At 65.3% G+C, this 23,966-nt stretch carries 21 protein-coding genes; 10 read left to right on the top strand and 11 right to left on the bottom strand.

Annotated features, from left to right (window positions below):
- The first annotated feature begins 132 nt into the window (after window positions 1-132).
- Window positions 133-486: a helix-turn-helix domain-containing protein gene (locus JQT59_RS01840; protein ID WP_213571381.1), complete on the top strand. Its 354-nt coding sequence runs from the start codon at window positions 133-135 to the stop codon at window positions 484-486.
- 2 nt (window positions 487-488) lie between these two features.
- Here the strand turns inward: JQT59_RS01840 and JQT59_RS01845 are convergent, their stop codons facing one another.
- The 3 genes from JQT59_RS01845 to JQT59_RS01855 all read right to left on the bottom strand — a co-directional run bounded on the left by JQT59_RS01845 (window position 489) and on the right by JQT59_RS01855 (window position 2,655).
- Window positions 489-1,091, bottom strand: a complete 603-nt coding sequence (locus tag JQT59_RS01845; RefSeq protein WP_213571382.1) for a phosphatase PAP2 family protein — start codon at window positions 1,089-1,091, stop codon at window positions 489-491.
- Window positions 1,088-2,056, bottom strand: a complete 969-nt coding sequence (locus JQT59_RS01850; RefSeq protein ID WP_213571383.1) for a hypothetical protein — start codon at window positions 2,054-2,056, stop codon at window positions 1,088-1,090. Before JQT59_RS01850 ends, JQT59_RS01845 begins: the two co-directional genes overlap by 4 nt.
- A gap of 110 nt (window positions 2,057-2,166) precedes the next feature.
- Window positions 2,167-2,655, bottom strand: coding sequence for a hypothetical protein (locus JQT59_RS01855; RefSeq protein WP_213571384.1), 489 nt, complete (start codon window positions 2,653-2,655; stop codon window positions 2,167-2,169).
- 135 nt (window positions 2,656-2,790) lie between these two features.
- Between JQT59_RS01855 and pgfA the strand changes: the two genes are divergently transcribed.
- Window positions 2,791-3,855 (top strand): cell envelope lipid trafficking protein PgfA, encoded by a 1,065-nt coding sequence (gene pgfA, locus JQT59_RS01860; RefSeq protein WP_213571385.1) that lies wholly within the window; start codon window positions 2,791-2,793, stop codon window positions 3,853-3,855.
- 272 nt (window positions 3,856-4,127) lie between these two features.
- Here the strand turns inward: pgfA and JQT59_RS01865 are convergent, their stop codons facing one another.
- The 8 genes from JQT59_RS01865 to JQT59_RS01900 all read right to left on the bottom strand — a co-directional run bounded on the left by JQT59_RS01865 (window position 4,128) and on the right by JQT59_RS01900 (window position 13,833).
- The gene (locus tag JQT59_RS01865; RefSeq protein WP_213571386.1) at window positions 4,128-4,733 is read right to left on the bottom strand and encodes a hypothetical protein; all 606 of its coding nucleotides are present in this window, start codon (window positions 4,731-4,733) and stop codon (window positions 4,128-4,130) included.
- Window positions 4,734-4,760: 27 nt separating this feature from the next.
- Entirely contained in the window at window positions 4,761-5,321 is a 561-nt protein-coding gene (locus JQT59_RS01870; RefSeq protein ID WP_213571387.1) for a hypothetical protein, read from the bottom strand.
- 18 nt (window positions 5,322-5,339) lie between these two features.
- The gene (locus JQT59_RS01875; protein ID WP_249353658.1) at window positions 5,340-6,878 is read right to left on the bottom strand and encodes a peptidoglycan DD-metalloendopeptidase family protein; all 1,539 of its coding nucleotides are present in this window, start codon (window positions 6,876-6,878) and stop codon (window positions 5,340-5,342) included.
- Between the two features lie 50 nt (window positions 6,879-6,928).
- Complete coding sequence (locus JQT59_RS01880) at window positions 6,929-7,666, bottom strand: hypothetical protein (RefSeq protein WP_213571388.1); 738 nt, start codon at window positions 7,664-7,666, stop codon at window positions 6,929-6,931.
- A complete protein-coding gene (locus JQT59_RS01885) occupies window positions 7,666-9,828 on the bottom strand; it encodes a hypothetical protein (RefSeq protein WP_213571389.1) in 2,163 nt (720 codons plus the stop codon). The genes JQT59_RS01880 and JQT59_RS01885 overlap by 1 nt, the downstream gene beginning before the upstream one ends.
- A 26-nt stretch (window positions 9,829-9,854) precedes the next feature.
- Window positions 9,855-12,968 carry an ATP-binding protein gene (locus tag JQT59_RS01890; RefSeq protein WP_213571390.1) on the bottom strand — a complete coding sequence of 1,038 codons (3,114 nt, stop codon included), beginning with the start codon at window positions 12,966-12,968 and terminating at the stop codon, window positions 9,855-9,857.
- A gap of 3 nt (window positions 12,969-12,971) precedes the next feature.
- The gene (locus JQT59_RS01895; protein ID WP_213571391.1) at window positions 12,972-13,394 is read right to left on the bottom strand and encodes a hypothetical protein; all 423 of its coding nucleotides are present in this window, start codon (window positions 13,392-13,394) and stop codon (window positions 12,972-12,974) included.
- Between the two features lie 151 nt (window positions 13,395-13,545).
- The gene (locus JQT59_RS01900; RefSeq protein WP_213571392.1) at window positions 13,546-13,833 is read right to left on the bottom strand and encodes a hypothetical protein; all 288 of its coding nucleotides are present in this window, start codon (window positions 13,831-13,833) and stop codon (window positions 13,546-13,548) included.
- A gap of 574 nt (window positions 13,834-14,407) precedes the next feature.
- Between JQT59_RS01900 and JQT59_RS01905 the strand changes: the two genes are divergently transcribed.
- The 8 genes from JQT59_RS01905 (at window position 14,408) to JQT59_RS01940 (ending at window position 23,965) form a co-directional block, all read left to right on the top strand.
- Window positions 14,408-15,034 (top strand): hypothetical protein, encoded by a 627-nt coding sequence (locus tag JQT59_RS01905; protein WP_213571393.1) that lies wholly within the window; start codon window positions 14,408-14,410, stop codon window positions 15,032-15,034.
- Window positions 15,031-16,776, top strand: a complete 1,746-nt coding sequence (locus JQT59_RS01910; RefSeq protein WP_213571394.1) for an FtsK/SpoIIIE domain-containing protein — start codon at window positions 15,031-15,033, stop codon at window positions 16,774-16,776. The genes JQT59_RS01905 and JQT59_RS01910 overlap by 4 nt, the downstream gene beginning before the upstream one ends.
- Before the next feature lie 51 nt (window positions 16,777-16,827).
- Complete coding sequence (locus tag JQT59_RS01915) at window positions 16,828-17,184, top strand: hypothetical protein (RefSeq protein ID WP_213571395.1); 357 nt, start codon at window positions 16,828-16,830, stop codon at window positions 17,182-17,184.
- On the top strand, window positions 17,184-18,578 hold the full coding sequence (locus JQT59_RS01920; RefSeq protein ID WP_213571396.1) for a ParA family protein: 1,395 nt from the start codon (window positions 17,184-17,186) through the stop codon (window positions 18,576-18,578). Before JQT59_RS01915 ends, JQT59_RS01920 begins: the two co-directional genes overlap by 1 nt.
- Window positions 18,579-18,697: 119 nt before the next feature.
- Complete coding sequence (locus JQT59_RS01925; RefSeq protein WP_213571397.1) at window positions 18,698-19,924, top strand: insoluble domain protein; 1,227 nt, start codon at window positions 18,698-18,700, stop codon at window positions 19,922-19,924.
- Between the two features lie 22 nt (window positions 19,925-19,946).
- Window positions 19,947-20,639 carry a DUF8176 domain-containing protein gene (locus tag JQT59_RS01930; protein WP_213571398.1) on the top strand — a complete coding sequence of 231 codons (693 nt, stop codon included), beginning with the start codon at window positions 19,947-19,949 and terminating at the stop codon, window positions 20,637-20,639.
- Between the two features lie 405 nt (window positions 20,640-21,044).
- Window positions 21,045-22,253: a DUF2637 domain-containing protein gene (locus JQT59_RS01935; RefSeq protein WP_213571399.1), complete on the top strand. Its 1,209-nt coding sequence runs from the start codon at window positions 21,045-21,047 to the stop codon at window positions 22,251-22,253.
- 608 nt (window positions 22,254-22,861) lie between these two features.
- A complete protein-coding gene (locus JQT59_RS01940; RefSeq protein ID WP_249353615.1) occupies window positions 22,862-23,965 on the top strand; it encodes an alpha/beta hydrolase family protein in 1,104 nt (367 codons plus the stop codon).
- Window position 23,966 lies beyond the last annotated feature (1 nt).

The raw sequence follows: 23,966 nt of genomic DNA on the forward strand, positions 1-23,966 counted from the left end.
GGTTACGTTTCGCAACTTACAATTGCAAGTTGCGAAAGTCATATGGAGTTGCGAGAATGCGGGTAGTCAAGAGTGTTGCCTGTACCTACGGGTCAATCCGGGCTAAAAGGTTGAAGGGTTGGGCAGGAAACGATGAGCAGCTTCGCTGAAAGGCTTCGCTATCTCTTTGACACCGTCCACCCGAAGGACCGGGGCCCATACACACAGACCGAGGTCGTCGATATGCTCCGGTTCAGCGGCAGCAAGATGACTACTGGGTACATGTCGCAGTTGCTCAGTGGGAAGCGATCGTCGCCCGGATTGGAGACGGTCCGAGACATCTGTCGGGTATTCCGTGTGCCGATGGACTACTTCGGGGACGAAGAGACCTATCAAGAAATCAAGCAGCAGATTGAATGGATTCAGAACCTACGAGATTCACAGGATCAGCGCGTCGCGGCCAGGACCTACGACCCATTTCGGAAGCTGACCAGCGACGAGGACTAGTCCTAAGCAATCAATGCGTAGGTTAGACCAGCAGCGACGGCACCCGCGATCGAACCGACAATGACCTGGCCTTTCGTGTGGTCCCCGAGATGGACCCGGGACCATCCGACCAATGGTGTAAAGACCAAAGCCAGCAGCCACCACGGTGACACCGCTAGAGCCAATACAACCGTCACACCGGCTGAAACGCCGGTATGGACGCTGACTTTCCAGTGGAAAATGCTCGTGATTACCGCGGCCACTACCAGCGCCACTAGGCCCGCCGACATGAACGCGATCATCTCGATCGGTGCGTGCCCGAGGATCTGAATGATCAAACCACCCACCGCAACACTTAGAAGCACGACGATCAAGAGATGTCGCTCGTTGATCTGGGTGACATGGTGGTCGCCTATCCGCGACCTCCGCATCCCGAACAGGATGACGGCCATCGGGACGACTCCCGTACACACCGCAACGAACGCTCCCCAGCCCGCAGTGCCCACGGAAAAACCGATCACCATCGACGTCACGATGTTGATGACCCATGGGGCACCGACTTCAGTCAGTACGCGTGCGGCCATATCGGTTGCAGTACGGCGGTCTCGAAAATCGATCTCCGTCATTGCGCCAAGGCCATCTCTCGTTTGTTCGCGCGGGCGATTCGATAAGCGTTGCCTAACATGCACGCCCACATGGTGTCAGTGGTTCCGGGATCGAGGAAAAAGCTGTTGTATCCCAATCGGTCGGGAAGTCGACCGGTGACGAGCCATTCGGTGATTGCGTCGACGGCCAACTGCTGGGGAAGAGGTTCGCCCGGCGGCATACCACTGTGGTCGACTTCTAGGCTAAGAGCATCAAGTAGCTCAGCTGCTCGGTCGTCGACTTGCTCGGCGGCGCTGCTGCCGCGTTTCGATTCTCGTTCGGCGTTCGGCCACCGCGTCAGCAGCTCGGCTCGAAGGTCGGAGAACTGCTTGAGCGCAGCCTGGGCTCCAATCCAGTTCATCGCCAGGGCAGTAAGTACTCCTGCGGCGATGAGTAGCACGCCGGTCAGGGCGAGCGTACGGGAGATGGCGAACGGTGTGGGTGTCGGCGCCATCAGTCCGTAGCGCGCGGCGACCAGGTATCCGATTCGAAGGGCGGCGTATGTAGTCAGGATTGCAGCCCCCGGACAGATCAAAAGTAATCCCCGGCCGGTGACGGTATGTCGGTCTGCCTGGACGATCGTTACGACCGTCACCATCAGGCATAGCAGAAACGGGTATGCCATCGCGAGAATCAAGCCTTCGGCATATCCAGGTAGAAACGCATAGTCGTTGTCGAACGTGCGATTGTCCACATTCGCCGGCCATGGCGTTTTGAAAAAGAACACGAAGGCCATGGCGGCTGTGAACAACGAGAGTGCGAGGTGAAGCCGAATCAACTTGGTGCGCTGGCCGGCCTTACTCGTCACATCCGTGAACACGGTGGCAGTACCGATGCAGATTCCATAAACCAACAACATTTTGAGGGCACCAGGCATGCCCGCGCCCAAGGAAGATCGAACGAACTCCTCAATGGGCTGGATGTTGAGCATCATGTGAAGTGACATGCATACCAGGATGAGCGCGGCACCAGCGAGAGTCCATGAACGACTGAACCACCACCGATGCAGCCGGGTTGCCGCCGCCACGCCCAACAGTGCGGCAGCCAGCGCGGTAATCAACCGAGGGCCTCGTCGAGCCGTGACCGAACCGCAGGGTTGTGGCTAGTCTGACTGCTACCTTTCAAGCGTCGCAGCAGCAGGCTCGCGAACGCTTCAGCGTCGGCCTCCTCGATGGACCTTGTATCCGTGCAGTCGCGTTGGAGCATCAGTTTCGCTAGGTCGTGAGATTCGGGTGGAAGGTAGTCGGTAGCCAGTTCGATGGCAGGCCTGCCGACATGTCCCAGTGCCATGTGGCCGAGTTCGTGGGCGATGGTTCGCTCACGAGCATGCACCCACAACGCATATTTTATTTCGTCATGGTCGGGGTTGCGTACCCATTGGCCGAACACTCGGGACGGCAGGTCGGGGCCCTCCTGAATCAACAGTGGCCGTCCGCGATCGCGTGCGAGCGCATTCGCCATGCCTGTCAATGATCGTGCTTCGTCGCCCACCGCGATGCGGAACAGGTGATCGACGGCACGTGTAACTGCCGCTCTATGTGCCACTCCCGAAACCTCCTGCCGTCAGCATCCCCCGCGATGCCGACAGACAACGGTAGTCGCCTGGCGCGGGTACGCCCAGTCGGGGGGGCGGGCCGCACCCATGAGAAGTTCCACGCACTCTCGACTAGGATCGCCCGAATGCCGATCAGCCTCCGTCTGTCTCGTCACGGCACCGCTTGTGCCGCCATCATGGCAGGTACCTTGCTGCTAACGATGAGCGCGCTCGCTCCGACATACGCCGCAAGTCAGCTCGTGAAGATTCCCCTGGACATTGAGGCGGACACGGTCTCCACCGGTATTGCGCAACTGCTCGATGCGGCCGCTCTGGCGAAGGGTAAGCTGGAGATCAATCCCACAGTACCGATCACTGTGAACCAACGGGTCACTGTCCAAGATCCATCCGATTCAAATACCGTGACTCTGCAGTCTGCCGTGCAGATGACGCGGGATGACCGGATAGGACCAGGCGCAGTTATCAATGCAAGCGTCGACCGAACTACCGTCGATAGGCGAACCGGTTTCGCTGTTCCGGAGCCTTCTGGATCCATCCAGTCTTCGCTCGACAAGCCGGCGGAGCCAGTTGCTCACGAGGGACTCCAGTTTAAGTTCCCCTTCGACACAAAGAAGCTCTCCTACCCCTATTTTGATACGACCCTGCGCTCAAGTCGCGCCATCGACTTTGTGAAAGAGACCGAGATCAAGGGCCTCCCGGTCTTCCAGTTTCACCAAACAATCGAGCCGACCGCGATCGGGAGTGCTATCACACTTCCGGCGGTGACCTGGGGGAGAACCGGAACGGATCCGGTGTCCCTGAAGCGCTTTTACGGCGTCACTCGGGATCTCTGGGTCGAACCGGTTTCCGGTGCAATCGTCCAGGTACGACAGCATTACAACCAGCACTTTGGATCCGACATCGACGATCCGGAGCCAGTCACCATCATTGATGTCGCCACGATGCTCGACGAGCAAACCATCGATGAACAGGTGGAACGAGCCGTCGCATACACGCGGCTAATTCAGTGGGGCACCGTCTGTGGTCCCGGGATCGGTGCAGCAGCTGGTCTTTTGTTGATCGCCGGCGGTGTCTACCTCGGTGTTAGGTCAACCCGAGGAGCGACAGCTAAACCAAAACCCTTGGAAGAGGTTGCGGTCACTGACGAGCCTGTCGGCGTGCGCGATCGGGTGAGCAGCACCAATACGTGACGCTCTCGAGATCCAGGACTGCTGGCAGGTCCGCCGCCGGACTCGGTTCGGGCCCCTCGAGGCATTGCGAAGCGCCACCGATCGAGTAAGTCGATGCTGTATCACGCTGGACACAACAGCCCATTCGGGTGGCGAGACGATCAACGGCTGTCCCCACAAGCGAAGGACGCCCGTCCCACGGTCCTGTGAGGATTTCGCTATGCCCGCCCTGCGCTGTGGTCGGGATCGTGCTGATGGGCCCCGATCAACTTCGGGCGCCGCTGATCTCGCAGCTAGTTGAACTCGTAAAAAGCCGCACGTGCGTATGGCAGTGCCTCGGTGTAAGCGCTGCGGACCTTGTCTTCGGTGCCGAGATAGGACATGTTGTCGTCGTAGGCTTCGCGGTCCTCGAAGTACGTGCGGCCGCCCAAGTGGTCGGACAGCTGGATCGCCACGGCGTACTCGACCGGGTTGCCGTTCTTTGCGGCTTCCCCCTGGCTTTCCGCACCTGCATAGAAGGTCTGGATTGCGTCCGTGACGGCTCCGGCGTCGAGGGCAGGTCGGTTGTCCCACTTCTGGCTCCATCCGAAGAGGTTCCGTCCTCCCGAGCCGGAGTGGTGGACCCGCCAGAATCCTTCAGCTCGTGAGGCGACGAGAGCCGCGATGATGGCGTTGTCAGGCGCCTTCCGCTCGTTGCCGAGAGCGATGATGCGGGTGACGGTTTCCTTCTGCTGTCCGTCGGCGGTGTCGTCGACGAAGGGATCGACGACCTGGGTAGTGGCGTCGATCGTAGGTGCCGGTTGGGATGCGGTGTCGTCGTTCGAGTCGCTGCCGCACCCCGCGATGACCGCGGTGGCGAGCACCATGGCCGTCAGAGCTGTAGTGACGCGGTACTTCAAGGTTCCCCCTCGCTCGTTCGGTTGTGTTCAGTAGGTGAGGTTATCGATCAACCATCGGCCGTCTGCTTCGGTAAGGGTGAGCCAAACGGTAATTTCGGGCTCGACGGGGTGGGGGGTGTCGCCGAGGACCGCGGTTTGGGTGATTGTGGCAACCCGGTGAGCGGTGGAGTCGGTGTCGGGTGGGCAGCCGGAGCAACCGATGGCGACATCGGCGATGACCCGGGCGTTGTCGTTAATCCATTGCTGCCATTGCAGGCTGGGTCCGCGCTCGTTCCGGACATCGGAGGTAAGGTGCGCAGCCAGGGCCGGTGTGAACCATTGTGTCGCGCGACGGAACCCGCTGGTGGGGCTCTCGTCGGTGGCGGGGGCCCAGGTGAATGTGACGGTCATGGCCTGGCGGGCGACTTCCTCCGGCGATGTCGGTTCCGGTCGCTGAAAAGAGCTGGTGCCCGTTTCCGGTGCAGGTGCCGTGGTCGTCGTTCTCTGCTGTATCGCGGTTCCTGAGGGGTTGCCGTTGTCCTGGCAGGAGTAGAGCAGTGCCGCGACTGCGGCGGTGATCACCATGAGCACGATCGAGGTTCTTCGCATGGTTCCTCTCCTCCTGGGTCACATACGGCGGGCGCGCATGTCGGCCATCACGGGTGCTTGTTTGACGACGTCACCGGTGGTGGGTGCGTGAACCATCTGCCCGTTGCCGGCGTAGATACCGACGTGGCCTGGACCGCTTGCCTCCCAGGATCCGAAAACGAGGTCGCCGGGCTTGGCCTGGGAAATCGGAATTTCAATGCCCACTTCCCATTGCTCCTCGGAGGTGCGGGGAAGGATGGTCTTGCCGCCGGTGGCCCGGGCATAGGCGTACTGGGTCAGGCCAGAGCAGTCGAACCCGCCCCCGGACGGTCCACCAGCGCCGCCGCCGCCCCACACATACGGGGTGCCGAAGTACTGGCTGGCGGCCTCGACGACATTGCTGCCGCCGGCGGTGGGGGTGGGGACGAACTCGCCGCGACCGCCAGGTTGCTCGAACTCGGGAATGTAGGAGAGGACTTTTTGCACGTAGGGGCGGGTTTCGTTGGAATAGTCACCACCGGAGGGCATCCCACCGGCTCGCTTGATGGCACCCTCGCCGGCGTTGTAGCCGGCGATGTAGAGCGAGCGTGGATCGCCCTTCACGGAGCCGTCGGCGATCCAGCTGTCGACCGATCGCGCGATCTCACAGAAGTAGCGGCCCTGAGCCATCACCGCATCGCCGACGTCCGCTTGAGACACTCTGCCGTTGCCGTCGTCGTCGCGGCCGTACACGGCCCAGGTGCCATCCATGAACTGGGTGTAGCCTTTCGCTCCTGCGGGGCTGGTGACAGCGCGGAACCCGCTCTCGGCTTTGGTGTCCGCAGCGAGCAGCGCCGGGCTGATCTGGGGGCACAGCGATCCGCCCTTGCGGAACCATTCTTCGAATGCGGGTGGGACACTGCCGGGTTTGAGGTCGCCGCCGCCCGCGGTGCCGAAGCCTCTGCCGCAGTCGAGAGGAGCGGATGCGGCCATGAGAGAGATGGTCGATCCCGGTGTGCTCGAGTCCCATCCGGATGGTGCAGGGGCGCCGCCGAGCTTGGTCATAGGGTCGATCGCGGTGCCGCCCTGCAGGCGGCCGCCTTCCCAGTATTCGAAGTGCAGGTGTGGCCCGGTCGATCCGCCGGCGTTACCGATGTCGGCGATGTGGTCTCCGGCCTTGACGCTCTGCCCGGGTTTGACGTGGATACCGTTGGCGTACATGTGCCCGTAGACCGTGGAGACCGGCCGACCGTCGACCGCGGAGTCGATGATGACCCAGTTCTCGAAACCGACACCGGGAGCTTCACCGCTCGAACCGGCGGCGACGACGAGGCCGTCGAGGGCGGCGTAGATCGGGGTACCGACCGGGCCGCCGAAGTCGACACCGTTGTGCATCGCCCCCCATCGGGGTCCGAAACCGGAGGTGAACGTGGTGGTCTCCGGTGCGGTGGGGTGCTGGATCGGCCCGGACGGGGTCAGCGCGGCCGCCGGCGGATCGTCGGGTGTGCTGTCTGCGTGCGTGCCCCCGGAATCGGAGTGGGCGGGCCGGCAAGGTTTGGGCAGATCGATGATCGCCCCGCCGGTGCAGGCGCTGGCCATCCCGATGGTGAATGATGCGGCGAGAGCAGCCGCGGTCAGACGCCGAGGGGTCACGCGATCGGGCCCGGCAGAGGTGTGTCGAGTTCGGGGATGGTGGCCCGCTGTGCGGGCGGAGCAGGCTCCGAGGGCAATAGGGGCTCTGGGGTGCGCTCCGGGCTCAGTGCGGTGGCGGGTGACGGCCTGGTGGTGCGCGGGGTGGTGGGAGCCGCGTCCACGTCGTCGAGGTCGAGCGTCGGGAGGGGCGAGTCGACTTGCCAGCCGCCGTCGGTGTCGGTGACCGCGACGGTCAGGGTCCCGGCACTGGTGTCGATCTCCACGGTCGTTCCGGTGGTGCCGGTGCCTGACAGGGTGCGTGTCGGCCCGAGAATCGACACCTGAGCGGTGGGCCGGGCCGCGGCGAGGGTGTCATTGACGTGCTCGGGGCGGGTGACACGGCTGAGCGCGATCGCCCACTGAGTTGGCGACGCGGTGGTGTCGACGAACTCGTGTGCGTAATACATCGCCGCTGTTGCGGGACTACGACGGATCGAGCTGGCCGGCATCGACGTGACTTCAGTCTCGGTGATCTCCTTGGTTGCGGCGGTCTTGGTGGCCACCGACGTGGTGTGGGTGTGCGCCGCGTTCGCGAGTGGCTCTGCCGTGTCGCCGGCTGTCCCGGTGACTGTGGTGACCATCAGGCGGGCGAGGTAGAGGATCGCGACCATAATCGCGATCCCGCTGGCGAGCCGGCCGGGACTGCGCAGGACCCAGCTGCGGATCGCGGTGGTGATCGGGTTGGTGGTTCTCACTAGTTCACTCCCAGTTCCCGATTCGGCCGGTCGAGCACTCCCGTCGAGTGCTCCGCCGCGGTGTTCTCACGCAATCGAGCGCGGGGCAGGTCGTTGCGCGGGGGCGGCGCCACCGCCGTGGCCGAGGCCGGTGCGGTCCGGGTGATCGACACCCACGGACGCTTATCCTTTTCAGTCGCTTCCGTTTCCTCGATCGGCCGGTAGATGGTGGTCGGTGCGATGATCGCGTCGGGTCCGCCGTCCCACCGGTTCGCGTCCTGATGAGGAATGAAGATCTCGCTGTCATCGGTGTGGAGGGCCTCGAAACCGTCGGTGAAACCCGTTGCGGGGGTGTGTTTGCGCAGGTCTGCGAGCCTGGTGTTTCCGTTGCCGCCAGCTGGGTCGGCGGTGGGGTCGATACCGGGGAGCCGGGTGCCGGGGTCGGGCCTGTCTGGGGACGTTTTGCGCAGATCTGCCATCGCTCGACCGTCGCCGCTGCGTAGGGCGGCCAGTTGTGCTTGGCGGGCGCGGTTGCGGTAGTCGTCGGTGCGTGCGGCCGACAGTGCGCGTCCTTCTTGCCGGACGATCGGGGGCTTGTTGCCGCCGATCATGTCGGACCATTGCCGATCGGTCCCGTCGGCGGCGCGGTTGGTGCCGGCGCGGGCGAGTTCGAGGCTCTTCTCGGCAAGTCCTATGGCGGGGTTGGTGACCATCGAGCTGGCGGTGAGCAGTTTCTGCTTCCAGGAGCCGTGCTTGTGTCGGTCCATCGCACCGCCGATCATGCCGCGATGCGACTGGGTAATGGTCTGTGAGAGCCGTTTGAACGGGCGCAACAACATCCAGAAGACGATGGTGAGGATGACCAGGAACCACAGCCGCCAGGTTCCGTCGACCGCATCATTGCGGTACAGCTTGATCAAGATCAGCAGGTAGACCGACATCAGCACCGCAGCGGCTACCGCCCACAGGTAGATTCCGCCGAGGATGCGTCCGACACGGATCAGGATCGATGCGGAGACGATGGCGAGCGGAACCCACACCGGTGCGGTGACGATCGCCACCCGGATCGCCAAAAGCGCCGATAGTTTCAGCACCGAGGAACCGATCCACAAGAAGGAGGGCATCGAGGTCTTGACCATTGACAGGAACCCGGTCGAGACCCGGCTGCTGTCTTTGCCTTGAAAGGTGTAGAACGAGAGCCCCTTGCTCTCCAACGGCTCGACGACCTCCCGCCGGAACTTCTCGGCCTTGGCCTCGTCGATCTCCTTCTGTGTCGCGTTGTCGGCTTGGATTCTGGCCTGTTCGTCGTAGGTGTAGGCGATTGACTCCCGCAGCTTCGGCCACAGATCGTCGAGCGTTCGGCCAGATGCGTTCGACCCGAAATATCCTCGCTGCACGTCCGGGATGGTGATCCGGTCGGTGATCACCAACCGCGGGTCATCGGTCATGCCCGCGGAGTTGAAAATCTCGCCCTGAGTTTTCGTGATCAGCGCGCTGAACGTCTCGTCGGAGATCTGGATCGCCTTCGCTGGTGCACCGACCATTAACCCACCGATCGCCAGTGCGCCGGCACCGATCGTAAGCTGCCGGAACACCGCTGGGGCATCTGATCGCAGACCGCGGTAGAGGATGATCAGCCCGGCCGCACCCACCCCCAGCCCGAGCCACGGCCCGTAGACGGTCGGCCGCAACGAGTCGGAGACCGCGAGCACGATCTCGTCGAACTGCGCGATCGCTCCCCGTCGTCCGGTCTCGCGGCCTTCTGTGGGGGTGTTGGCCTGCTCGTCGAGCCAGAACGCCGCGGCAGCGAACGATTGCCCGATCGTGAGGAAGGTATTTCCGATGTCGGTCTTGTTGCGCACCAGCGATACCCCGGTGATGTCTTCACCGCATCCGAGGTCGTAGATGTGCCACGTCAAACCCGCCCAGCCGTGGCCGCCGTACCCGGTGCCCGACAGCTGGGATTCCGTGGGCTTGTCCACCGATCCGGAGTCGAAGAACGCCGGCGCCGCCGAGTTCGGGGACTGCGGTGCCGGCACGTCCTTGCAGTTGAAGCCCGCGGCGTGGGCGGTGGCCTGCCCGCACAGGGCGCTGAGCCCGACCAGCATCATGACCGCGCACAGTTGGATGATCCGCTGCAGCAGGTGTGCGGGTGATCTGGTGGTGCGGGCGGTGGCGGGCATCGAGAAGGTCCTTTTCAAGGAGGGGGTTAGGCGGCGGTGGCCCGGGAGTTCAGTGCTTGCGCGACGTGGGCGATGTGGGTGAAGTTTGTCCAGTTCGCGCGCAGCAGCTCGATGTCGCCGCCGAGGCGGACGACGTAGGTGCGGGCCTCGTCGGCGCCGGTCTTCGCGGCGCGCTGTTTACGGGCCTTGTTCGCGCGCGGGTCGTAGGTGTCGTTGCGGCCCCCGCCGAGCTGGTTCGCCAGGATCGTCTCGTACCCCTCGCCTTCGTCGAGGCCGAGAAGTTTCAGTGCGTCGGAGATCGCCCGTTCGGACGAGCCGAGTCGGCCGATGATGATCTCGTCGGTCAGCTGTGACTGGTCCTGGTCGTCGGCGCCGTCCGCCAATCCCAGGAAATCACCGGCAAGCTGGCTGCACACCAGTGCGCGGGTGCGGAACTTGCGGGTGTCGCGACCGAGCCGGACGTACAGAGTGCGCCCGGCCCCGGACTGCTTGAGGTACTTGTTCTCGTCCAGGAACAGCAGTTTCGGCAGCGCACGCGGCTTGTCGTAGACCAGCCGGGTCGCCAACCACGCCGCCAGGTGGATCAGCGGACCGGCCAGGCGTTGGCTGTCGGTGGCCGCACTGCCCTCGGCCTTGTCGTCGATCTGCAGGCCGGGCATGGTCAGGATCGTCAGTCGCTCGTCGAGGACCGAGTCGAATAGTTCGGCGGCGGCGTCGTCACCGGCCGTGGCCGACGGGAACAGCACCCGGGCGTCGCGCAGGTGCGACATCGTGCGCAGCATCGGCCCGATCCGGCCCGCGGCGGTGCGCAATACTTCACCGATGACGGGGGTGTTCTCGGAGTCGTGGGTCTGGCCGTTGGTCGTGCCGTGGGCGGCCCCATGGTCGTTGGTGTAGACCACGCCCGCGGCGATGTGGTCGATCGCGTCGAGGACCTTGCCCAGATGGTTGGTCGGCTCGCCCCCAACCATCGCCGCCGCCATCCGGACCACACTCTTGGCATCCCGGTCGCTGCGATCGTCGGCGTCGAGCATCGAGATCAGCACCCAGGACGCGAGCTGGACGCGCTCGGCATGGGCGGCACCGCGATCGTCCTCGTAGGCCGCTGCTGCGGCTGCTGCGGGGTCGGATTCGTGCGCGTACTCGGGATGGTCGGGGCGGTAGATCTCGTCGGCCGGGTCGGGCTCGGACACGACCCGGTAGACGTTGAGGACGCCGGGTTTGGCGCCGCGGCCGGTCAGCTCGTAGACCCGGGTGAACGGCTTGAGTTCAGGCAGCTCGGCGAGCGCACGCAGCGGACCGGACGGATCCAGGATCACTCCGTGCGCGCCCAGGCGCAGCGCCTGATAGGTGATCATCCCGGCCAGATGGGTTTTGCCGGCTCCCTGGACGCCGACCAGTGGGGTCAGGCCGCCCTTGTCGAAGAAGTCGTGGGCGGCGAAGAGATTCCAGGCGACCGGGCGCACCGAGATCGACGCGGTTTCGCCGAGGATGATGCCTTCCTCGTCACCTATCCGGTCGGCCGCCGCGCCCATCCCCGCCGACATGGCGAGGACGCTCATCCTGCGCTTGTGGGCGGTGTTGGCGAGCTTCTCACCGGGCATGAATTCTTTGAGCAGGTGGTACTGGCCGTTCTCGACTTCGAGTTCGATATCTGGTGCGTACTGTTGCTGCAGCTTCGAGACACGGTCCCGCACCTGTTGGGGGGAGGAACCGGTCACGGCGATCCGCCACCACCCCGATCCTCGGGTGGCCAGTGCCCCACCGTTCGACATCTCCGTCCGCAGGCGCCGGGACAACCCGTGCTGTGCTGCTAACTCATCGGGTGGGGTTTCGTCGTGCTCGACGGTGTAGTGCCGGTACTGCGCCTCGATCGCGTTGCGCTGCTTTTGTATCTCGCCGAGTGTCTCTTCTGGGGTGTGCAGGGTGATCCGCTCGGACCACTCCAAGGGCAACCCGAGCTGGTCGCCGAGCAGCTGCCACGGCATCTTCTGCTCGGGGATGGCCAATGGTGCCATCCTCCCCACCGTCAGCACGGTCACGTACGACCTATAGGTACGGCCGGCGATCGTGCCCTCGACGACGGTGTGTCCGGCGCCGGGCGTGTAATGCATGTCCGCCAGGTTGCTCAGCGACAACACATCTGGCAGACCCCACCCCGACGGTGCACCTGCGGCGGCAGGTTCGGTCAACGGCATCCCCACCGCTGCGGAGCGGCGCAACAGATAGTCCACCTGTCCGTTGTCGGCCGGCAGGGCTTCGACACCGGGGGAGAGCATTACGCGCTCGATCTCGGCGATGTGTTCGGCCGCAGCGTCCTGCTCGGCGATCAGCACCTGCTCGGACCACTTCGACAACCGCGGCCCCAATCCCTTCACCGCGGTGCACATGTCGGCCACCGCGACGATCGCCTGCGCGGTCATCGACCGCCGGGGCAGTTCGATGCCCCAGTAACGGCGCTTGCGGGTAGGGGCCGAGTCCAGCAGCGCGACTTGCTGACCGACGAGGTAGTCGTCCCACGCGAGGGCACCGGGAACGTCGGGGAGTCGGTCCTCGGCGAGCTGCGCGTGTGCGCGTCCCCATTCCTTGACCGGCCAGGGCTCGCGCACGGTGCGCCGGTGGATACCGGCCACCCCTTTGCTGCGCAGTTCCGCCAGCACCAACGCTTCGTCCCGGATGAACCGCGACTGATCGGCAATTGCCCGCATGCTCCACGTGCCGGGCGATTGCACGAACCACAACGTGGCGGTGTCGTCGGTGATCGTGACGTTTCCCAGCACCGCCCGCAGCCGCCACTTGGACTGCTTCCGCAGCCGTGCCCTGCTCCCGCGATCCGCGGCGGCACTGGTCGAGTGCCCCTGCGGACCAGGCCGGGAGTTTTTCCCGCGCCGTTTGCTGCCCATGCGGCGGGTAGGTTCTGCGGCCACGTCCTCGTCATCGTCGGATCGAGTGACCGGGGAAAGGTCGGTGGGCAGTGCATCACCCGAACTGGCGTGTGGTGCAGCGGTGGAGTGCGGGTCGGCGGTCTGCAGCCCGGCTTGGCGTGCCGCGCGCAGCCACGACTCGGGCAGCACCGGCGGGAGCGCACCGGGGGGTGGGACGAGGTCGGCCGGGTCGAACCGGTTACCGGAATAGCTCATGACCTACCTGCTCGTAGTCGAAGAAGTCGTGTGATCGCCGGCGGCGGGGGCGAGGCGAACGCGCGCGATCTGGTCGGGGATCGACACCGTCTGCGGCGTGGTCCGGATCTTCTTGTTGCGGCCGGTCGCGGGGCGTGGGGAGGTGAGGTCGTTGATCGCGGACCGGGCCAGCGACCGGATGGTGCGTTCGTGGCCGAGCCCGTCGACGATCCGTTTCGTCCCGAGATAGGTCAACCCCAGCACCGCGGTGACGGACCAACCGCTCCACGGCACCGACAGCACCCCCATCACGAGGATGTACGACAGGATCAGCAACAACCCACCGATACCCACCGCCTGCCACCTGATCGGTCTCGGGAACGCCCGCCCCGGAGGGCCTAGCCAGTGCTGATCCACCCGGTACAGGTCGTCATCGGTCTCGATCACGGCAAGCCCCTCACCGGCGCTCGCTGATGGCACGGCCGATTGCGAACATGATGGCGGCGGCGATGACCACGCCGAAGATGATCGTCATGACAGACATAAGGGTTCGTTCCTATCGACGCTGGGGTGGGACCGGTTGTGGGTGGGAGCGCAGTCAGATTCCGGGGAAGACCAACCGGGCTATTCCGGTGCCGACGTTCATCGCAGCATCCGGGTTCGCCGACAACCCGAACCAGCCCAACGCGATCAGGGAAAGGCCAGCGATGGTGATGACGGCAGACCAGGATGAGCGAATCGCCTTCGCCAGAAGCACAATCGCTCCGACGCCGAGGATCGGAGGAACTACCTGCTCGCGGAGAAAATCTCCCACCCCGCCGGTGTCGATCCCCTCCTGTGCCAGAAGCGTCAGCTGCGACGCAGCCTCGAAAGACTCATGAAGCATGCTCTCTCCCAGAAGATTCGCGGGCAACACCGAACGGTGACTCGAGAACAGTGGCATGAGGTGGCTTCGGCACACGAAGACCCCCGCACGCGCTCGGGCGTGTCGCTGCGGGATTCACAGAGGGGTGGTGTCGGTTGCCTGGGGTCTCGAGATCCACCATTCGGGCACGCTCTCGGGGACAACCCTCGCGAAGAACGTGATTGGCCCATGCCGGGCACATGTCGACGATTGCGGCATCGTCGATGCTTGCGCCCCACTCCCTTCGGGAGACGCCTCCCCCCTACGGGGGGAGGCGAAGTTGAAAATACCGCCCCGGACCGGTTTCGGCGCGCAGTGGTTCAAACACCACTTGGCAGAGGCGTTTTGAACTCCTCGGTGGGGTCTGTCTCACCGCGGTCGAGGACGCATTCGCGGGAGCTGCGCGTGGGGCGACACGCCCGAGTGCGTGCGGGGGTCCTTGGTGAATCCTTTGACGAGCGGATTCACTTCTGCTCATGAGCACCACCCCGATATCCGACCGAGAAGGGTTTCTGCGATGCCGTCGAGTGACCCTGTAGGAGAGTTTTTTCGGGATGTGTTCGGTTCTTCCGGTACCTCGCCGGCCGCCGGCGGACGAAGGCGTTCCGAGCAGTCGGGGGAGGAGACTGCGCGTTTCACCCCGTGGGTGGTCGTCGCCGCTGTCGTCGCTGTCGTCGTGTGGTGGGTGCCGGCCATGCTGGTGTCCGCCCAGGTCGCCGAGCTGTGGCCGCGCGCGCCGCTCTGGTCACAGTGGTTCATCGACTTTCGTCCCGGGCTCGCCGTCGCCGTCACTCTCGTCGGTGCCGGGGACCTGATTCGGTTCCTACGGCACCGGCAGCGGCGAATCCTGTCCGCGGTGGTACGGCAGACCACCGGTCACAGCCCCGTACGGATCAGGCTCAGCATGCGGACCGGGTGGCACAGCACCGCATGGGCGGTGATCCGCCTGCCGCAGGGATCGGTTGTCGACGCGACCCGGCAAGAGCGTCTGAATACGGCCGTCAATGCGTTGATCGTCGGATCGCCGCTGGGGCACCGCGTCCGCGCCCCGCTCCCCGCCCTCGGACCCACCCGCCCCCTGCGCTTCTTGCCCCGCACGACGCCAGCACAGATCAACAGCGCCCCGACGGTCGAACCGGGACCCGACAGCATCACACCCTCGACGCCGAAGGCGGAGCGATGAACCGATTTCTCGGACCCACAATCACCGACTGGAAATACGTCACCGACTTCCGGGCCGACAAGAGCACCATCACGCTCACCCGCCGACCGGTGCTCCCGGACACCCGCAGCCCACGGCACCGCATGCTCGCCGAGCTGTTCTCCGACGGCAAGGCCCTGCGGGACGTGACGGTCTCAGTTGGCGCCTACGCCGACGACGGAACCGAAGCCTCGTACCGCCTCCACTACAAGCACACGCTGGCCACCGGCATGGAAGCCAACCGCGACAAGCTCTCCGAGGCTCTGCTCGCCGCCCTCGGCACACACGAGTCCGGGCAGCTGTGGCGAGTCGATTGGAACCCGGAGCAGCCCATCATCACGCTCTCGCTCCGCAAACCACTCGAGAAGATGATCCTGCACTCGTTGCCGACACCGGCAGCCGAACTACCCACACCTACGCTCGCCAAGCACGGCATCGGACGTCAACAGATCGCGTGGCCTAGTCGGATTCCGAACCAGCCAGGACAACGCCTGCACGTCCCATACGCCTCGTGCGAGATCGGCTCCGACGTAGTCGACGCGTTCTGGAACGTCTCCCACCGCTCGTCGGCACCGCACATGCTGGTGGTCGGACCGACCGGCGGCGGCAAAACGGTCCTGCTGACCACGGTCATCACCGAACTGGTTCTCCGCGGTATCCCGGTCATCGGTGTCGACCCCAAACGCATCGAGCTGCACCAGTTCCTCGGCTACCCCGGTGTGCCCGCGATCGTGTTCGAGCCACTGCGCGCGGCGAAACTGATTTACGCACTGTGGTGCGAGATGCACGCACGCACCAAGTACATGCAGATCCAGCGCATTGCGCCCGCGAATATGCCACTGCTGGTGGCCGTGCTCGATGAGTTTTTCATCCTGTCCGCGTCATGGACTCAGATGGCCAAGAGCGGAACCGATCTGGAGAAGGACGTTCTCAAGTTCTGCAACCCACTCGGGCGGATCGGCGAACTGGTTGCGCTGGCACGCTCTACGGGAATCCGCCTCGCCGTGGGCGTGCAGCGTCCCGATGCGCACCTGTTCGGACGCGATTCCGGTGGAGTGCGCGACAACTTCAAGACCCGCGCCTCGTTGGCCCGCCTCAGTAGCGACGGCGCCTACATGATGTGGGGAGACACCACCGTCGGCCGCGACATCGATGCCGCCATCGCCGGCCGCGCCACCGTCACCGACCCCTCCGGTGACCCCGCTCTTGCGCAGGTCTGGTTCACCCCCAGCGTGGATGCTCACCCCGCAGTGCGCGCCGATATGTCCGGCGAAGAACGGGGTGCCGTCGACAGTCTCCGCCCAGAGGTGGACACCCCGGTGTTCTGCTTCTCCGCCGAGTTGCCCGAGTTCATTGCCGAAGAACAAGCTCTGATCACCGCGATGGCCAACGACGTGCGCGACCCTATCGCGATCTCGAGCAGCTTCAGCGCACCGAGTGCGGCTGACACTATCGCGGATGCGATCCCGGCCCGCTCCATCGAAGAGGGCATGCACATTGTCGTCGGACTCGACGACGACCCGGACCTGACCGGGCTGGTCACCTCGGTCGAAATCGCCCGCGAAGTCGAGCGCACCAACGACGGCACCGTCACCGACGAAGGGAAGGTCATCGTCGGTATCGCCGTCGAGAGCGCCGGCCGCCGCCCTGAGGTGCTGTTCGTCGAGTACGGCGGCCTCGACACGGTCGTCCTCGCCGCACCGGAACTCACCACAGTCGCCTGATTCCCACATCGCCCACCACCGCCACCCACACGCAGCAAGAAAGGTCCCACGATGGCCGTCCGGCAGATCGAACGAGCAGTCATCCTCGAGCCCGAGGACATCGAGGCCATGCACCGCCCCTTCATCAACAAGGGCAACTCCGACCCCGTCGTTCGAGCGTTCCGCGAAGCGCTACGAGCCTCCACACCCGGGTGGCTCTCGGCCCTGGACTCGGAAAGCAAGACCGTCTCCCGCAGCCGACTCGACGAACTCCTCACCGCGATCGGTCATCGACGGAACCTGGTGGGCGCACTTCCCAACGGCGACGTCAAGACCGAGGCACTCGATCAGCTCACCAGCCTCGATGAGCTGATCACCGAGATGCTCGCCCAGCTCGACGGCACCACCCCCGGCGCCGGGAGTCTGTGATGCGGGCCCCGCAGATGACCGTCGACATCGACGACGGAGGACGCCACGCCACGGCGTATGTGCCGTCGCAGGACGCGACGCTCGACCTGCGAGGCGACACCGAGCACGACCTGATGACCGCCGTGTTCGCCCAGGCCCACGCCGAAGCACGAAGCATCGGCCACACGATCACCGTCGCGGTCAGCGGCGGCATCGACACCGCGCCGATGCGGCTCGAGGTCGACCCCGACCAGACCATCCGCCCCGCCCCAGAACAGCCCCCGGGCCAGGAATCCGTGGCACCCACCCGGGAACGGCCCTTGCCCGGCCTGGCCGGCGGCACTCCCGTGGTACGGATCCAGGCCGAGAGCATCGAGCCCGCGGTTCCCGTGCAGCCGCCAGCGAGCGACCCGACACCCGAATCGGCCGCTATGTCGACCGAGCGGGAGGACGGACACGCTCGCACACCCGCCCGGCCGCTGCACCCCATGTCGGGGCTCGCGGCCCCCGAAATCGCCCCCGGAGCGGGCGAACCCGCGCGTCTGGGAGTGCGAGGCCGACTCAACGCCATGCTCGGGTTGAGTCTCGCCCCGAAAGCGCAGTCACCGGAGATGCGGCTGCGGGCCGCCGAGTCGGTGATCACCCGGACGCTGCCGGATTTCTCCGTGATTACCATCGCCAACCCGAAAGGCGGAGTCGGCAAGACACCGATCGCCGTGGCTCTCACCCAGACCTTGGCCGACCTCCGCGGTGCCGGCACCGCGGTGTGCGCAGATCTCGGCGAGGTCGGCGGCAGTCTCGCAAAGCGGGTCGCCGTCCGTCCGCCGCATGACAACGACGTCCCCGCGTTGCTGGCCGCGCATCCCGACCCGCGCGTCCCCATCCGCCCCTCGGAACTCGCGCAGTACCTCACCCGTCAACCGTCGGGTGAAGACATCATCGCGGGACGCCGCGGCGGTGTCACCTCGGTTCTAGGCCAGAATCATGCGGAGCATCTGACCGCGATCGTGGCCCAGCACCGCGACATCCTCGTCGCCGATACCGGCAACAACCCCCTCGCCGGGAGCTGGCAGTGGGCAGTGACGGCAGCTGACGCCGTCGTGGTGCCCGTTCCGTTGCGCTGGGACGCCGCAGATGCCGCGGAAGAAATGATCACGGAATTGGCGTCGACGGGCAACGGTGTCCTGCAACGCACGATCGTCGTCATCACTACCGGCCCCGGGGACGCCCCGATGGTCGAACACGACACCGTCGAGACCCTCCGCGAACTGGGAGTCCCATTGGTGGCGCGCATGCCTTTCGAGCCGCTGTTCGCTTCCGGGGAACGCCTGGCACTGACCCGGCTCCAACCCCACACCCGGTCCGCGCTCACCCGACTGGCCGAAGAGGTCATCACGACGATCACCGGCCCCTGACCCAACCATCACCAACTGGGCCCTACAGATTGTCGCGCCCTATCCGGCACATCTGCCCTTTCGATTCCCCACGGCCCGCACCTTCCAGGCGGTTTCATCCACTTCAGGAAAGGCACACAATGAGCAACAACGCCACCGGCGGCAACGCCGCCCACCACGCCCGAGGCCGACACCGCGATCACAGCGCCACCCAGTCCGTCACCGCGCTGGCAGTCCTCACCGCAGCCCTGGCTTCCGGAATCGTCCTGTCCCCGTCCGCAATCGCTGACCCGATCCAAGGTGGTGTCACCGGCGACAGCAACCAGGGCGGCGTCACTAGCGGCGACACCCTCAGCGGAACCACCACTCCTTCACCAGCACCGGAGCCCACGTACGTGCCCGAAACCCCGCCGGAACCGGTGTACTGGGTTGATCCGCCCGCCGAATACCAGAACATCGAGTACCAGCCACTACCGAACTACGACTACGAGACCAACGCGTATGTCGAGCCAACGGACTACTACGTCGCACCAGTGCAATTCGACCAGCTGCACCTGCCGACCCCGGTGGAGCCGACGAAGCCGTTCATCGCGCCCCGGGACACCCTTCGTCTGGGTGAGCTGCACATCAAGCAGCCGAACTGGGTGTCCGACATGGACCGGAACCGGACGAACAACACGATGGCGGTGGTGCAGGCAGGGGTCTCGACGGGTTGGCGGTCGATCGGTGTGGAAACCTCGCGGGCCGACCGGATCGCCGCCGCGCAGGTCGGTGCCGGAGCAGCCGGCGCAGCGCTCGGTGCCCTCACCGCAGGCGGGGCGGCGGCCACCGCAGGGGCTCTGGTCGGTGGCACCATCGGCGGCATCGCCGGAATGACCGCGGGCACCGTCTTCCTCCCCGGAATCGGTTGGGTGCCCGTCGGCATCATCGGCACCGCCGCAGGGGCGGGTATCGGTGCCGCCGCAGCGGGCATCCCCGCCGCCGCTGCCGGCGCCCTGGTCGGCGGCGGAATCGCGGTGGCCGCGGTGACACCTCTCGCTGCCGGCGACAAGGGAGAACCGAAGGAGATCGACGTCCCGGACATCGATCAGCAGGTAGTGACCGCACAGACCGAGACGGTCCTCACCGACTGGGAGAACTCGGGCCCGATCGGACAGGCCGCCGCCTCCGCCGTGCAGGACACCGTCGAGGCTGCGCCCGCGATCGACCACCAGGCCCGCGACTTCGTCGCTGCCCAGCCCGGCGGGCAGCAGATCATCGAGCAGGTCGACAACACTTTGAACTCGTTCTTCACCGACGCCACGCCCGGCCTGGCAGCAAACCTGCTGTCGGGCGCCATCAGTGGCGGCATTCCGCCCGCCAACTGACCCGGAAGGTGGGTGCACAACCATGACGAAGCCGAACAGCCGCCGAAACCCTGCACGGCATCCCGCCGTACTCGACCTTCTCTGCAACACACCCACCGCCCACGCGCCGGGCGCCCGCACCAAGGCGCCCGGTCGCCCGGTCGCACCACCGCCCACACGGCCGCGTCTCCCGTCCGCGAGCGGCCGCCGCCCGGGAAAGAAGGCGGTGGCTGGCATTGCGGTGGCGGCCTTGGCCGTGGCCGGTGCGGTGGCAATAAGCCACCCGCCCGGCGGAGGCAGCGAAACCGCGGCCACCTCCAGCGCCACCGTTGCAGTGGACGAGAAGGGGCTGCCCATCCTCAACCTGCCCGAGTCCGAACAGCCCGAACAGGCATCCACATCCGACGGGGACTGCCGGGCCGACCGCGGTGACCAGAAGAGCGGCGCGGGCGCGATCGCAGCGTTCAATTTCGCGTACTACAGCCAACGCAGCGGCGCACTCGCCCGCGCCCTCGCAACACCCAACTCGTCGGTGCTACCGGGCCCCGAGTTGCAGCGCGTCATCGACGCGGTGCCGCTCGGTACCAGCTACTGCGTCCGCACCATCGAACTCTCCCATGGGGTCTACCTGGTCGATCTCTCCCTTATGCGACCGGACCAGCCTCTCTCCCGCGGCACCCAGACCGTCACCACCCAAGAGATCGACGGGCGCTGGTACGTCGATGTCTTCACCTGAGTGTCCAGATGCGAGGTGCGGTGCGGACTGCGCCGCCGACCCGGAAACGAGGACGTATTGCGTGCAGAGTGCTCGAACCATCGGGATGACCGCAACGCCAGCGCCGCAATGCTGGCGTTGCGCGCACGATGGTTCGGGCGGGCAGATCGACTGCGCCATCGTGCGCCGGTACGTCATCGCTTCGCTTCCAGAACAGGGCCGTTTGCGGGTAGAGGGACTAGCGAGCCATGCCCGCTGGGAGCACTTGTTGCTAGCGAGTGAAGTGGTGCCCCGGTGGCTGTTGCAACACGGCGCAACACCCCTATGAAGTGGCGCAATGCATTTTCCGCAACACCCCAGGAAATACCACGGTCGGCAACCAGTGGCCAATTGTCTAGTGGAACCTTATGAAAGGAGACCCCGAGCATGAACGACCTCAGTATCCGAGCCGCGCAAGTCCAGCTCCGCGCCCTCATCGCGGCGCTCATCGTTGCGATCGCCATTGCAATCGGCATCACCACAGGCGCCTTCGTGCTCTCCTTCGCCGTGCAACGTGACCTCGCGTTGCAAGCGGGTATCCCGCCATACCTCACGTGGATCTTCCCGGCCATCGTCGACGGCGCAATACTCGGCGCGACGATCGCGGTCGTTGCGTTGAGCAAAATCGGCGGCAGCGCAATAGGAAAAAGGTTCTTCCTCGGGCTCGCTGTAGTGGTGGTCTTCATCAGCGTCTTCGGCAACGCCAACCATGCCTACCGTGCAGGAGAAGCCGCCGCGCGCAACGTTGCCGCCGGAATCGAACTGGGGTACACCCCGCTGTCACCGACCGGCGCATCACTCATTGCGATCATTCCACCGTTGCTCGTGCTCGCCTTCACCCACGGCGTCGGCATTCTCATCAAAGCCATCGGCACCGCCCACATGGAGTACACCGCGGTCGTGAGAGACGCCCGACACCGTGAACAACAATGGGCGGGCGGGGAAGCCGCGACCGACTATGAGAAGTCTGCACCGGAGCCGAGGCCGGTCGACCGCAACGCCGGACGCAATGCGCAACCCGTTGCCCAGGCCGTTGCACCCGGCGCCGACGTTGCGTCGGCAGCCGAGTCGTCGGCACCCGACCGCGCCAGGGCCGCCACTGCGAGGCCAGACATGGACCCTGACGTTGCGGCTGCCCTGCGGCCGACGGAAACGGACCCAGCTGACCTCACCGGTATTGGGGGACAGAGTGAGCAACAACAGGAGCGCACTATTCGCAATGCACTGGACAGTCGCGCTACCGCAGAAGCGATTAGCAATGCCTCGGAGGATCCACCTCAGTCGTTCGTGCTGCCGGACGAGACACAGACCATCGACAACCTCCTCGCTTTCATCGACGCCTGCGCCGACTTCGAACCAATAGTGAAGGAGACGGCCCGGCTGCGGATCAGTGAGCAACGCAGCTACGCGGAAATCGCCACGCTCACGAACGCCAAGGCAGCCTCCACCGCAATGCGCCGCTTCGACAAGGTGGCGCAACGTGCGGTCGAGGCAGGGTTTCGCACCCCGCCGCTGCCCGACATCGACGACTCGACCGACGGCCGCAAGGCCGCAACGCCCGACAAGCAGTACGCCTTTGCCGGGGCATTGCGATGACTCGAATCGGCGAGAGCGTCCACACATGAGTCCGCGCACTCTGAAAGGTCGCCGGAAAGCCGAGAACGGACCTCGGACAAGAACGGGCATCGTTGGAACCAACACGCTCGGGGTCCGAGCGCAATACCGGCAATGGCACGCACCACTCAGACGAGCCGAACAATGCAATACCCGGCAACGACAAAGCCGGCAGCGCAACACCGCCCAGCCCCGAAATTCCGTGCCACTAGGAGGTAATGCAGACACGACACCAGCTGCCCCAACAGTCGGGCTGCCCGCTACCGGAGAAGGCGAACGGCGGAGGTTCCCCCGTCTCCGGTGCCTGGAGTGAGAGAACCCGGCATATCCCGTATCAGTCGACGAGAGCGCCGGGGCGAACCGGTAGCATCCTGCGCGCGCAGCAAATAGTCGACTGTCTCGGAACACGATCGGGGTCAGTCCGTCTCAGGGTTTCGAGATCCGGTCGGCCAGTGAGAACGGCTACAGTCCGGGTCCGCCAGGGACCGATACCGCAAAAGACAAGGGGGAGGGGTCCGTCGATGGCAATGGTCAGGAGCTCTACGCGGAGTGCAAACACGTGGCGAGTGGGGTTGGTCGCCGCGCTATGGATGAGCGGGACGCTCGCCACCGCTGCATCAGCCCAAGCCGAACCTGCCGACCTACACGCGCCGGGGGCTGTGCTCTCCGAGCAACCCCTCGCCGCCGCGGTGCTCCCTGCCGGCGCCGCCGACACCAGCACCCGAATTCGCTACTCCACACTGCGCACCGCCACCGACCCTGGCGAATCCACCGGATCAGTCTTCCTGCCACCGGGCCCACCACCGGCCGGGGGATGGCCGGTCGTGTCATACGCCCACGGCAACGTTGGCATCGACGATGCCTGCGCCCCGTCGGTCACCGGATCCACTGAGGTCGAACGCGCATCAATCGAACAATGGCTGGCCGCCGGCTACGCGGTCGCGGCCACCGACTACGCCGGGATCGGCACCGACGGAGTCAATGCCTACACAGATGGTCCCGCGGCCGGCGCTAACGCCGTCGACATCGTCCGCGCGGCCCACCAGGTCTACGGCGACCAACTCAGCGACCGATGGATCGTTACCGGCCTGTCCCAAGGCGGCCACGCCACCTACTTCGCCGCCCATCAGGCCACCACCCGAAGCCCTGAACTCGACTTCCGCGGTGCCATCGCTGTCGCCGCCCCGACCCACCTCGACCAGCTCTTACCGCTCGCTGGGCCGAGTTTCCCACCGGTGCAGAACGCGGGGATCACCCACTACGTTCTCTATACCCTCGCCGGCCTCGACGACCAGCGCCCGCAGCTCGACATCCGCCACCGTCTGACCCCAACCGGCATCGAGCTCATTGATAAGGCGAAGGTGACCTGCAGCAGCGAGCTGAACGAGTATCTGCGCGCCAACCCGGTCACCATCGCGGAGCTTTTCACCGCCCCCCTGGACAGCCCCGATCTGCATGCAGTGCTCCACCACATGCAGCAGGCACCTACCAGCCGATACGACCGCCCAATCCGACTCGTGCACAGCCTCATCGACACCACCGTGCCGATCCCACTGACCTGGGCGCAACTGGGCGAGATGCGTTCGAACGGTGTCGACGCCGAGTACCAGCAGCTCTCCGATGTGGACCATTCCGCCAGCTTGACCGCCGCCATGCCTGAATCGCTGGCCTTCGCTGCGCGCATCCTGAGGTAAT

The organism is Rhodococcus sp. USK13 (assembly GCF_018343855.1).
GTDB lineage: Bacteria > Actinomycetota > Actinomycetes > Mycobacteriales > Mycobacteriaceae > Rhodococcus_F > Rhodococcus_F oxybenzonivorans.